The sequence below is a fragment of the Streptomyces sp. NPDC002156 genome (genome assembly GCF_053593675.1).
The window spans coordinates 1-10,978 of sequence record NZ_JBSFDA010000250.1 but is presented as its reverse complement, the minus strand read 5'-3'; the positions used below and the strand labels follow the sequence as shown (position 1 = coordinate 10,978).

Below are 10,978 nucleotides of genomic sequence, written 5' to 3'. Positions count from 1 at the left end.
GGCCCGGGCGACGTCGGTCGGGTCGATCATGGGAACGTCGCGTCCCGCCATCATGTCGGTGTCCGCGGCGCCCAGATGCACACCCTGGACAAGGGCCGCCGGGCTGCGGCGGGGGCGTGGGCCGGGCCAAGGCGACCATCCTCGCGGTGGCGGCAGGGGTCCTGGTTGCGGCGATCGTCGCGGGCGCGCTCGTCCTGAGCGGCGGCGAGGACACGGGTACGACGGTGAGCACGAGTACGAGTACGGGCCCGACCGTCGCGGACACCCAGCCCCCAGCCGCCACATCACCCTCACCCCCCGTCGACGACCCCACCCTCGTGGCCGACGAGCTGAACGGCATCACCTTCCCCCTCCTCGACGGCTGGGTCAGGCCCGAGTTCGTCACCGAGGACGACGTCGTCATGACCACCGACGGCACCTACGACTGCCCGCGCGACCCCGGGGTCTGCCACCACGGCCGGGTCGTCTCGCGCACGGTCACCGAGAACGCCGAGACCTCACCCGAGGCCCTGGCCAGGGCGGACATCGCGGACGCGGCCGACGACGCGTACGACCGCGACCGCATCGGCAGCCGGCCCTTCGGCGGGATCACGGGGCACCGGATCGTCGGCTCGGGCACGGTCGCCGTCGCGGGCCGCGCCGGGTACTTCGTCCGCTGGCGGGTCACCACCGAGGCCGGGCCCGGCGGTTACGTCCAGTCGCTCGCCTTCCCGTCCAGCGTCGGTACGGGGGCACCGGTCATCGTCCGGTTCGCCGTCGACGCGGGCCCGGACGGGCCGCCACTGACCGACCTGGACCGGATCACCAAGGGCATCCGGCCGATCGGCGACGCGGACACCGGCGGGGGAGTGGGCAGCAGCATCGGCCCGTCGAACTGAGCGGACGTGTTCCGGTGCGCTACAGGAAGGTGTGGCCCTCGCCCCGGTACGTCGGGACAGTCGCCGTCACCGTGTCGCCCGCGACCAGACGCAGCACCTCGAACCGCTCGCACAGCTCACCGGCCTTCGCGTGCCGGAACCACACCTTGTCGCCGACGAGCAGATCGTCGGCGGGCGAGCCGAGCAACGGCGTCTGCACCTCACCCGGGCCCTCCTGGGCGTCGTACCGGAGCCCCTCCGGCAGATACGGCACCGGCAGCCGGTCCGCACCCGCGGCGCCGGAGGCCGGACAGCCGCCGCCCAGCACCGTGATGACCCCGACGCCCGGCCGGCGCACGACGGGCAGGGCGAACAGCGCGGCTGGACGGCCCCTGAACGACGTGTAGTTGTCGAAGAGCCGCGGTACGTAGAGCCCGGACCCGGCGGCGATCTCGGTGACGGCGTCCTCGGCGGCCGTGGTCTGCACGCTGCCCGTGCCGCCGCCGTTGACGAACTCCAGATCCGGTACGACGGCCCGCACCGCGCGCACGACCGCCGCGCGCCGCTCGACGAGTTCGCGCCGGGCCGTGGCCTGCATCAGCCGGATCGCCCGCGACCGCACCGGCCGCCCCGGGACCGCGTCACCGACTCCGGCGATGTGCCCCTCGTACGCCATGATCCCCACGAGCCTGAACCCGGGCCGCCGGGCGATCTCCCGGGCCAGCTCGGCGAGTTGCCCGGGGGAGCGCAACGGCGACCGTCGCGCCCCGACGCGCACCCGCCCCCGGAACAACTGCAGCGAGGTGTCCAACTCCAGGCAGACACGCACGACTTCGCGCCCGCCGCCCCGGGCGTCGTCGATGAACCCGAGCTGGGCCGGATCGTCGACCATGACGGTGACGGCGGCGGCGAGTTTCGGATCGGAGGCCAGCTCGGCGAAGGCTTTGCGGTCCGCCGACGGATAGGCGAGCAGGACGTCGTCGAAGCCCGACCGAGCGAGCCAGAGGGACTCACCGAGGGTGAACGACATGATGCCCGCGAAGCCCTCCCGGGCCAGCACGCGTTCGAGCAGGGCCCGGCAGCGCACGGACTTGCCGGCCACCCGGATCGGCTTGCCCGCGGCCCTGCGCACGAGGTCGTCTGCGTTGGCGTCGAAGGCCTCCAGATCGACGATCGCGAGCGGTGCGTCGAGGTGGGCGGTGGCCCGGTCGTAACGGGCCCGGTCAGCGGCTCGGGCAGTCATGAACGAAGCCTGCCAGACACGATTACCGCAGGGTAAGGGGACGATCCGGGCAGAAGCCACGGTGCCGCGGACTGGTTCCCGCTCGGCGGGGGGCAACCCGTAGAGTGACGCTTCACGCAGGGAGGAGCCACCGCGCGCGGAGGTACGCGCCCGGATGGCGGCACGCCCGCGCGGGTATGCGTGCCCGGGACGGCCGCGTCCCGCGCCGCACGGACTCCGCCGGCCCTGCCGTCGGTACGAGGAAACGGGGGGTGGCATGAGCACGGAAGCGCGCCGCGCCTCCATCCCTCCACGCCCGACCACTCCACCGGCCACGGACACCACACCGTCCGAGCCCACCGAAGCCACGAGGCCCACGCCGGACGACACGCGCCGTCCACCCGGACCGCGGACGCCGGCGGACGGGCCGACGGCCGGCCGGAACGGCGCGGGTACCACGGGCGATCGGCCCGGTGGGGGCAGTGCGGGTGACTGGCCTGGCGTGGGTGCCACGGCTGACTTGCCCGGCGCGGGCAGCACGACCGACTGGCCCCGCGCGACCGACGACGCGACGACCACGACGTCTGGGCGTACGCCCGGCGCCGCTGGTGCGCCCGGTGTGTCGTCGGCCCCGTCAGACCCTCGCCCGGGAGCCGAGAACGGCACACGGCCGCCCGGTACGGCTTCCGGCTCGGTGCCCTCGGGCCGGGCGTCTTCCGGCTCGGTGTTCTCGGGCTCGGAGCCTTCGGGTTCGGCGACTTCTCGTACGACCGCTCCCGGCGCGGCGGCCCCTCGTACGGCTGCGCCCAGCACGACGAGAGCCCCCGGCGCACCGGACGCCCCTGCTCCGCCGACGACGTCGGACGCCACCCAGGACTGGGCCCCGCCCCGCTTCCCGCACCTGCGTGCCCCCTCCCGCGAGGGCACCGACCCCATAACCCCGCCCCCGCCGCCGCCCTCCTCGGCCCGGCTCCCGGACGCGCCGCCCCTCGGCCGTACCCCGGCTGCGCCGCGCCCCCGGCCCGACCTGCCGCCGCGCCCGACCCACCAGCCGCCCGTGGCACCCTGGCGCCCGACCGCCCTCACCGAGACCGAGTCGGAGACGACCCGGCGCCTCCGCAAGGTCCCGCCGACCGCCCCTCCCCGGCCGACCGACCAGCCGCGCACCGGCGAGACGCCCCTCAACCCCAACGGCCGCCCCGGCACAGGCCCTCAGCCGCGCTCCACAGACGTACCCCAGGCAGGCCCCCGCACCCCGGACCGGCCCTTCGCCCCGGGTACCCGCCCGTACCTCTCGGACCCGTTCGACCGGCCTCAGACGTCGGGCAGCCGTCCGGGCACCACCGAGATGCCTCCGGCGCCCGCCGATCCCCCGCGCCCGGCGAGCGCGCCTTCGGCCCCGGTGGGCCGCCCGTACCTCACGGGCGGGCCCGTGGCCGATCCTCCGGCGCCCGCTGATCCCGCGCGCTCGACAAGCGGGCCTTCGGCCCCGGCCAGCCGCTCGTACTCCACGGGTGGGTCCGCAACGGACTCTCAGGCGCCCGCTGATCCCGCGCGTCCGACAAGCAGGCCTTCGGCCTCGGTCGGTCGCTCGTACTCCACGGGTGGGTCCGCAACGGACTCTCAGGCGCCCGCTGATCCCGCGCGCTCGACAAGCAGGCCTTCGGCCCCGGCCAGCCGCCCGTACCCCACGGGCGGGCCCGCAACCGACTCTTCCGCGCCCGCTGATCCCCTGCGCCCGACAAGCGGGCCCTCGGCCCCGGTGGGCCGGCCGTACCTCGCGGACCCGTCCGCGCACGCGTCGGGCAACGGTTCCGGCAGTGCCGAGAACGCCCCGGCTGGTGCGCCTTCCGCCCCGGCCGGTCGGCCGTATCTCTCGGATTCGCCTGTGGCCGGTCCGCCTCAGGCGTCGGGCGGTCGTTCCGGCACCGCCGAGACGCCCTCGGCGAATGCGTCCTCCGGCCCGGTCGGCCGCCCGTCCGGCTCGGACCCGGCCGTGGCCGACCGGACTCAGGCGGCGGCCGGTCGTCCGGGCGCCGCCGAGAGTGCCTCGGCTGGTGCGCCTTCCGCCCCGGTCGGTCGCCCCTATCTCCCGAACGCGCCCGTGGCTGACCGGCCTCAGGCGTCGGGCGGTCGTTCCGGCACTGCCGAGATGCCCTCGGCGAGTGCGCCCTCTGCCCCGGCTGGTCGGCCGTACCTGCCGAACGCGCCCGTGTCCGAACCGTCTCAGGCGTCGAGCAGTCGGCGCGGCACTGCCGAGATGCCCCCGGCTGGCGCGCCCTCCGCCCCGGCAGGTCGGCCGTACTCGTCCGTGTCCGAGCCGGTCCAGGGCTCCGGCGTCGAGATGCCCCCGGTCCCCGCCGAACCCCCGCGCCCCGCCCCCGGCATGCCCGATCCCGCGCTCTCCTGGAACGCCCCCTACGGCGGTGACGCCGGTGGTGTCGGATCCGGGCGGCCTGTTGTGTCGCTTGCCCAGCCTGATGTGTACGGGATCGGGGTGCGACACCGCTCCTTCAGCGGGCGGGTGTTGCTCGCTGCAGTCTGTGCCGTGGTCGGGCTTGGGCTCATTGGCGGTGCGCTGACCGGGAGTTGGCTCACCGGGGACGGGTCGGGGGACGCCGGTGCGCGTACCGCGTTCACCGCCGCCGCCGGTCTCTGGCACAGCGTTCCCGTGGACGAGCTGTTTCCGCCCACCATTGACGGCGACGGGGCCGGTCCCGGCGGCGCCGACCGGACCTGGACGCGGATCGCCGTCGCCCCCGACACCGGCTGCGCCGGCGCCTTCGACCCGCTGCTGCTCAAGGCCCTCGCTCCCGTCGGCTGCCAGCGCCTCCTGCGCGCCACCTACACCGACGAGACCCAGAGTTACGTCACCACCGTCGGCCTCCTCTTCACCAAGGCCGACGCCACCGCGATGCGCGCCCTGCGCACCCGCTTCAGCAACGAGAAGCTCGATCAGCGGGCCGACCTGATGCCCCGGCCCTACGCCGCGAAGAACACCCTCGCCGCCGGCTTCACGGATGCCCAGCGCGCCTCCTGGACCATCTCCGTCCTCACCGACGCCCCCGTCGTCACGTACGCCGTCTCCGGCTGGGCCGATGGTCGGAAGGTCGACTCCCCGCAGGCCGCCGAGGCGGCCATGGTCACCGGCGCCACCACCGCCCCCGCCCAGGCGGGCCTCGGCCACGAGGCGAAGGGCCTGGCCGACCGCGTGGAACGGGCCCTGCGCAAGACCGTCGGCTCGGCAGCGAAGCAGCAGTCATGATCCGGACCCGCACCGCCCGCAGCGGGCTCCTCGTCCTTCTCCTGGCCGGCTCCCTGAGCCTCCTGCCCGCCACCAGCGCGTACGCCGACGGCATCCGGGCCCAGCAATGGGCCCTCGACGCCATGCACACGCAGGAGGCCTGGCGTACGACCAAGGGCAAGGGCATCACGGTCGCCGTCCTCGACACCGGCGTCGAGGCGGACCACCCCGACCTGGTCGGCAACGTCCTCGCCGGCAAGGACATGGTCGGCTTCGGGGCGAGCAACGGCGACGAGGCCTGGGCCAAGCACGGCACCGCCATGGCCGGCATCATCGCCGGTCACGGCCATGGCTACGACAACGACGACGGCGTCATGGGCATCGCACCCGAGGCGAAGATCCTCCCCGTCCGCGTCATCCTCGAAGACGACGACTCGGCCCGCGGCAAGGCCCGCAACACCCGCGGCAACGCCCTCGCCGAAGGCATCCGCTGGGCCACCGACCAGGGCGCCGACGTCATCAACCTCTCCCTCGGCGACGACTCCAAGTCCGCCCACCCCGAACCCGCCGAGGACGAGGCAGTCCAGTACGCCCTGGAGAAGGGCGCCGTCGTCGTCGCCTCGGCAGGCAACGGCGGCGACAAGGGCGACCACATCTCCTACCCGGCCGCCTACCCCGGCGTGATCGCCGCGACCGCCGTCGACAAGTACGGCACCCGCGCCTTCTTCTCCACCCGCCGCTGGTACGCCACGGTCAGCGCTCCCGGCGTCGACGTCGTGATCGCCGCCCCCGACGAGCGCTACTACGAGGGCTGGGGCACGAGCGCCGCCGCCGCCTTCGTCTCCGGCGCCGTCGCCCTCATCAAGGCCGCCCACCCCGGACTGACCCCGGCGCAGATCAAGAAGCTCCTGGAGGACACCGCGCGCAACTCGCCCGACGGCGGCCGGGACGACTCCCGTGGCTACGGCTTCATCGACCCCGCGGCGGCCATCAAGGCGGCGGGCAAACTCAAGCCGGAACAACTCAAGTCGGCCGAGTACGGCAAGGAGTACTTCGGTACGGGCCCCGACGCGGCCCCCGAGAAGGACGACTCCGCCGGCTGGGCGGGCCCCGTCGCGGGCGGCCTCGGCGCCCTGCTCCTGATCGCGGCGGTCCTGCTGTGGCGTGGTCGTCGCAGGACGGTCGTCCAGCCCGCCCACGACTCGTACGACGACGACTTCCGCCGGTGACCTGACGGTCCGTCAGGACCCGGTAGTGGTACCGGACTTCGTGGCCGTCGTCGCCCCCGCGTCCGTGCTCTCGAACACCGACACCGCCGCCCGCGCCGCCGACTCCACCAGCGAAATCCCCTTCGCCTTCGTCGTGTTGCCGTTCGACACCACCGCGACCAGGAACTCCCGCCCGTCCGCCGCCGTCACCCGCCCGACGCTGTTGATGTCCCACAGCCCGGTCGCCGTACGCGGCAACCACCCGTTCTTCAGGGCGAATCGGGCACCCGCGGTACCTCCGTCGGCCGCCGCCGACACCCCCCAGTCCTGGTCCACCGCTATGGACCCCATCAGGCCCTGGAGATACGTCCGGTTCGCCTCGCTCAGCTGCGACGACTCCCCGTCCTCCGCGAACACCTGCCGGAGCAGGGTGAGTTGATCGGCCGCCGTGGTCTGGGTCAGGCCCCACAGCATGCCGGTACCGCCCTCGGTGTCCGTCAGTCCGAAGCGCTTGTTGGCGGCGGCGAGCCCCGCCGCCTTCCCGATCGCCGTCCACAGCGCCGACGCCGAGGCGTTGTCGCTGACCTCGATCATCGCGGTGGCGTACCGCTTCTCCTGCGCCGTGAGACCCCGCTTCTCGTCCTGCGCCCGGAGCAGCAGCGTCGCCAGGATGTCCACCTTGACGATGCTCGCGGTGTCGAAGGCCCCGTCCCCGTACGTGGCGCTGGCGCCCGACTCGACGTCGAGCACGGCCACGGACACCTCGGCCCCGTCCTCGGCCGCGGCCGTCACCCGCTTCATCGCCTCGGACAGCAGCGTGTCCGGGTCCACCGTGGGCTCCGCCTGGGGTTCCACCGACGCCTCCTCGCTCACCGAAGCCGAACTCGACGCCGACGCGGAGGGGGAGGGAGACGGAGAGGGAGAGGCCGGCGACGCCGACGATACGCGGCCCGTGTGCGCCTGTGCCTTCACATACGCGGTACCCACCCCCGTACCGCCCATGACGACCGCGGCGGCGAGCACGATGTGGACGAGCGACCGGCGCCGGGGAGCTGTCTCAGAGGCCATGCCGCGATGCTGGCGGCCCTGACTGTGCGGTGGATTAGGCGAATGTTAGATGTGTGTCAGCTCTGACTGAGAATCCCGTGAATCCCGTGAACGGCGGGTTTCCGGGGCGGCGAAAGCCCAGGAGCGATCCCCCGATAGGGTCGGTCACCGTGGCGAACAAGAACATTCCCGACTCCGGCTTCCCCGACGACGACGGCACCGCCGACCCCCGGCTGAGCGCCGCGCTGGCCGCCTGGGCCGAGGACCGCGCCGCCGTCGGACCGGTGCTGGCCGCGCTCAAGGGCGCCCGGCTGCTCGTCCCCGTCGTCGCCGTGCTCGGGGAGGTCGAGGAGGACGAGAACGGGCTGCGCCACGAGAAGACCAGCGACATGGCCGTACCGACCCTGAAGGCCGGCGACCGGACCGCCCTGCCCGCCTTCACGTCCACCGACTCGTTGGCCCGCTGGGACCCGGCCGCCCGCCCCGTCGCCGTACCCCTGCACCAGGCCATCCAGGCCGCCGTGCACGAGAAGGCGGACACGATCGTGCTCGACCTGGCCGGTCCCGTGCCCTACGAGCTGACCGGACCCGCGCTGCGCGCGCTCGCCGAGGGGCGTACGACCGCCGATCCGCTCGCCGATCCCGCCGTGGTCGACGCGGTACGGGCCGCCGTGGCCGCCGAGCCCGCCGTGGTCCGCGCCCACCTGGGCCCCGGACAGGCCGACGGCACCCTCGCGCTCGTGCTGGACCCGGCCGCACCCCCGGCCGACGCCGCCCGCGCGGTCGCCGGACGCCTCGCCGCCGACGAGACGCTCAGGGCCCGCCTGGTGCGCGGCCTCGACCTGGCACTGCTGCCGGCCGGGGTGGTGCCTCCCGGCGAGCCCCTTTACGTACGTCCCTGACGTGTACGTTCCTGACCCGTACGTTCCTGCCGCGTACGTGCCTGCCGTGCGGCCTAGCCGTAGATCGGGCCCGTGTACTTCTCGCCGGGGCCCTGGCCCGGTTCGTCCGGGACGAGGGACGCCTCGCGGAAGGCCAGCTGGAGCGACTTCAGGCCGTCGCGCAGCGGGGCCGCGTGGAAGGAGCTGATCTCCGTCGCGGACGCGTCGAGCAGACCGGCGAGGGCGTGCACCAGCTTGCGGGCCTCGTCCAGGTCCTTGTACTTGTCGCCCTCGTCGGTCAGCCCGAGCTTCACGGCGGCGGCGCTCATCAGGTTCACGGCGACCGTGACGATCACCTCGACCGCCGGAACCTCGGCGATGTCGCGGGTCATGGCGTCGAAGTCGGCGCTCTGGGGACTCTGGGGAGGGGTCTCACTCATGGCCCACACGATAGGCCCCGGTCCGGAGGCAGCCGCAGTTGGCCTTAGTTCGCCTCAGTTAGCCCTTCCTGGCCGAAGCTGCTAACCTTTTGTAACGACCGGCTGGACACTTGCGTGCCCGGCCCACAAGTGGAGGCTCCGATCTCCCACCCGGCTGTCCTCGCGGACGGCGGGTCACCCGGTCAGGCGGCCACCATCGTTCCGTACGGACGATGGAGTCGCCCGATGTGCGCCCCGCGGTTGACCGCGGCGGTGCTCCGGTATTCCTTTGGAGCCCCGCCTGTGTCCCGTCGGGGCATTTTTCATATGCCCCGGTGGTTGGTCCCAACGTCATCAGAGACATACGCGGCTGTCCGCCAGACCGCCGTGTGGTGCTACCGAGGAGGATCCATCAGCACCGAGCCCCGCATCAACGACCGGATTCGCGTTCCCGAAGTGCGACTTGTCGGTCCCAGCGGCGAGCAGGTCGGGATTGTTCCGCTTGCCAAGGCCCTGGAGCTTGCGCAGGAGTACGACCTCGACCTGGTCGAGGTGGCGGCGAGCGCTCGCCCGCCGGTCTGCAAGCTCATGGACTACGGGAAGTTCAAGTACGAGTCGGCCATGAAGGCCCGTGAGGCGCGCAAGAACCAGGCGCACACGGTCATCAAGGAAATGAAGCTCCGGCCGAAGATCGATCCGCACGACTACGACACCAAAAAGGGTCACGTCGTCCGGTTCCTCAAGCAGGGCGACAAGGTCAAGATCACGATCATGTTCCGTGGTCGCGAGCAGTCCCGGCCCGAGCTGGGCTACCGACTGCTGCAGCGGCTCGCGTCGGACGTCGAGGACCTCGGGTTCATCGAGTCGAACCCGAAGCAGGACGGCCGGAACATGATCATGGTTCTCGGTCCGCACAAGAAGAAGACCGAGGCGATGGCCGAGGCCCGTGAGGCCCAGGCGGCGCGCAAGGCGGAAGCGAAGGCCAACCCGGGCAAGTCGCAGAACGCCGCGGAGAGCGACGAGGTCGACGAGGACATCGTCGATGACGCCGCCACCGCCGAGACCGTCGAGGCTCAGTCCGAGGCATCCGCCGAGGTCTGATCCCGGGGCTCACGCCCTGGGATGCCAACCCATACATATGACGTTCCACCGTGCCCGGTTTCACGACCGGGCACCGGAACGCCACTGACGAGGAGAGAACGGCGCTATGCCGAAGAACAAGTCGCACAGCGGTGCCAGCAAGCGCTTCAAGATCACCGGCTCCGGCAAGGTGCTCCGCGAGCGCGCCGGCAAGCGCCACCTGCTCGAGCACAAGTCGTCCCGTCTGACGCGTCGCCTCACCGGCAACGCCGAGATGGCCCCGGGCGACGCCAAGAAGATCAAGAAGCTTCTCGGCAAGTGACGTACCGGCGCCCGCGCGCCGTACGTACGTCCAGAGACCGGGACCCTGTCGAAATCCGGGCTGTGTGACAACAACCACGGCCCCGCTACAAGGAGTTAAAAAGTGGCACGCGTCAAGCGGGCAGTAAACGCCCACAAGAAGCGCCGGGCGATCCTCGAAGCCGCCTCCGGCTACCGCGGTCAGCGTTCGCGTCTGTACCGCAAGGCCAAGGAGCAGGTCACCCACTCGCTGGTCTACAACTACAACGACCGCAAGAAGCGCAAGGGTGACTTCCGTCGGCTGTGGATCCAGCGCATCAACGCCGCTGCCCGCGCCAACGGCATCACGTACAACCGCTTCATCCAGGGTCTGAACGCCGCGAACATCGAGGTGGACCGCAAGATCCTGGCCGAGCTGGCCGTCAACGACGCGGGTGCGTTCGCCGCGCTCGTCGAGGTCGCGCAGAAGGCTCTTCCGGCGGACGTCAACGCGCCGAAGGCCGCGTGACGCTGGCGCTGGCCTTGAGCCGCGTGTGATGTGACCCCGGGCCCGCAGGTGTTCGCCTCCTGCGGGCCCGGGTGTTTTTTTGGGTTCGGTGTCGGGTGCGGGTCCGGTGGGGGCTGGTCGCGCAGTTCCCCGCGCCCCTAAAAGCAAAAGACCCGGCCCTGCGGGCCGAAAGTCGAGGGGCGAAGCCCCCGCCTTTCAGGGGCGCGGGGAAC

The 10,978-nt window shown here is 72.5% G+C and carries 11 protein-coding genes; 7 read left to right on the top strand and 4 right to left on the bottom strand.

Annotation, left to right across the window (positions count from 1 at the left end):
- A partial coding sequence (locus ACWCRB_RS46525) for a hypothetical protein (RefSeq protein WP_451001863.1) occupies positions 1-878 on the top strand: 878 nt, incomplete at its 5' end.
- 19 nt (positions 879-897) lie between these two features.
- On the opposite strand, the gene ACWCRB_RS46520 is transcribed toward ACWCRB_RS46525, so the two are convergent.
- Together ACWCRB_RS46520 and ACWCRB_RS46515 are read right to left on the bottom strand one after the other, a co-directional pair.
- Positions 898-2,100: an amino acid deaminase/aldolase gene (locus tag ACWCRB_RS46520; RefSeq protein ID WP_451001862.1), complete on the bottom strand. Its 1,203-nt coding sequence runs from the start codon at positions 2,098-2,100 to the stop codon at positions 898-900.
- Positions 2,101-3,393: 1,293 nt separating this feature from the next.
- A complete protein-coding gene (locus ACWCRB_RS46515) occupies positions 3,394-3,591 on the bottom strand; it encodes a hypothetical protein (protein WP_451001861.1) in 198 nt (65 codons plus the stop codon).
- A 799-nt stretch (positions 3,592-4,390) separates the two neighbouring features.
- Here ACWCRB_RS46515 and ACWCRB_RS46510 point away from each other — a divergent pair.
- Both ACWCRB_RS46510 and mycP read left to right on the top strand, forming a co-directional pair.
- Positions 4,391-5,344 (top strand): hypothetical protein, encoded by a 954-nt coding sequence (locus tag ACWCRB_RS46510; RefSeq protein ID WP_451001860.1) that lies wholly within the window; start codon positions 4,391-4,393, stop codon positions 5,342-5,344.
- Positions 5,341-6,552 (top strand): type VII secretion-associated serine protease mycosin, encoded by a 1,212-nt coding sequence (gene mycP, locus ACWCRB_RS46505; protein ID WP_451001859.1) that lies wholly within the window; start codon positions 5,341-5,343, stop codon positions 6,550-6,552. The genes ACWCRB_RS46510 and mycP overlap by 4 nt, the downstream gene beginning before the upstream one ends.
- Before the next feature lie 12 nt (positions 6,553-6,564).
- Here the strand turns inward: mycP and ACWCRB_RS46500 are convergent, their stop codons facing one another.
- Positions 6,565-7,599 carry a serine hydrolase gene (locus tag ACWCRB_RS46500; RefSeq protein WP_451001858.1) on the bottom strand — a complete coding sequence of 345 codons (1,035 nt, stop codon included), beginning with the start codon at positions 7,597-7,599 and terminating at the stop codon, positions 6,565-6,567.
- Positions 7,600-7,748: 149 nt separating this feature from the next.
- Between ACWCRB_RS46500 and ACWCRB_RS46495 the strand changes: the two genes are divergently transcribed.
- Positions 7,749-8,480 (top strand): SseB family protein, encoded by a 732-nt coding sequence (locus ACWCRB_RS46495; protein ID WP_451001857.1) that lies wholly within the window; start codon positions 7,749-7,751, stop codon positions 8,478-8,480.
- A gap of 53 nt (positions 8,481-8,533) precedes the next feature.
- On the opposite strand, the gene ACWCRB_RS46490 is transcribed toward ACWCRB_RS46495, so the two are convergent.
- Entirely contained in the window at positions 8,534-8,899 is a 366-nt protein-coding gene (locus tag ACWCRB_RS46490) for a DUF1844 domain-containing protein (RefSeq protein ID WP_451001856.1), read from the bottom strand.
- Between the two features lie 366 nt (positions 8,900-9,265).
- Between ACWCRB_RS46490 and infC the strand changes: the two genes are divergently transcribed.
- The 3 genes from infC (at position 9,266) to rplT (ending at position 10,766) form a co-directional block, all read left to right on the top strand.
- On the top strand, positions 9,266-9,979 hold the full coding sequence (gene infC, locus ACWCRB_RS46485; RefSeq protein ID WP_369034326.1) for a translation initiation factor IF-3: 714 nt from the start codon (positions 9,266-9,268) through the stop codon (positions 9,977-9,979).
- Positions 9,980-10,085: 106 nt separating this feature from the next.
- The gene (gene rpmI / locus ACWCRB_RS46480; RefSeq protein WP_003947156.1) at positions 10,086-10,280 is read left to right on the top strand and encodes a 50S ribosomal protein L35; all 195 of its coding nucleotides are present in this window, start codon (positions 10,086-10,088) and stop codon (positions 10,278-10,280) included.
- A gap of 102 nt (positions 10,281-10,382) precedes the next feature.
- Positions 10,383-10,766, top strand: coding sequence for a 50S ribosomal protein L20 (gene rplT / locus ACWCRB_RS46475; RefSeq protein WP_105974242.1), 384 nt, complete (start codon positions 10,383-10,385; stop codon positions 10,764-10,766).
- Positions 10,767-10,978: the final 212 nt, after the last annotated feature.

Coding starts and splice junctions, on each gene's coding strand:
- ACWCRB_RS46520 (WP_451001862.1), bottom strand. CDS start 2,100: ATGACTGCCCGAGCCGCTGACCGGGCCCGTTACGACCGGGCCACCGCC.
- mycP (WP_451001859.1), top strand. CDS start 5,341: ATGATCCGGACCCGCACCGCCCGCAGCGGGCTCCTCGTCCTTCTCCTG.
- ACWCRB_RS46500 (WP_451001858.1), bottom strand. CDS start 7,599: ATGGCCTCTGAGACAGCTCCCCGGCGCCGGTCGCTCGTCCACATCGTG.
- ACWCRB_RS46490 (WP_451001856.1), bottom strand. CDS start 8,899: ATGAGTGAGACCCCTCCCCAGAGTCCCCAGAGCGCCGACTTCGACGCC.
- rpmI (WP_003947156.1), top strand. CDS start 10,086: ATGCCGAAGAACAAGTCGCACAGCGGTGCCAGCAAGCGCTTCAAGATC.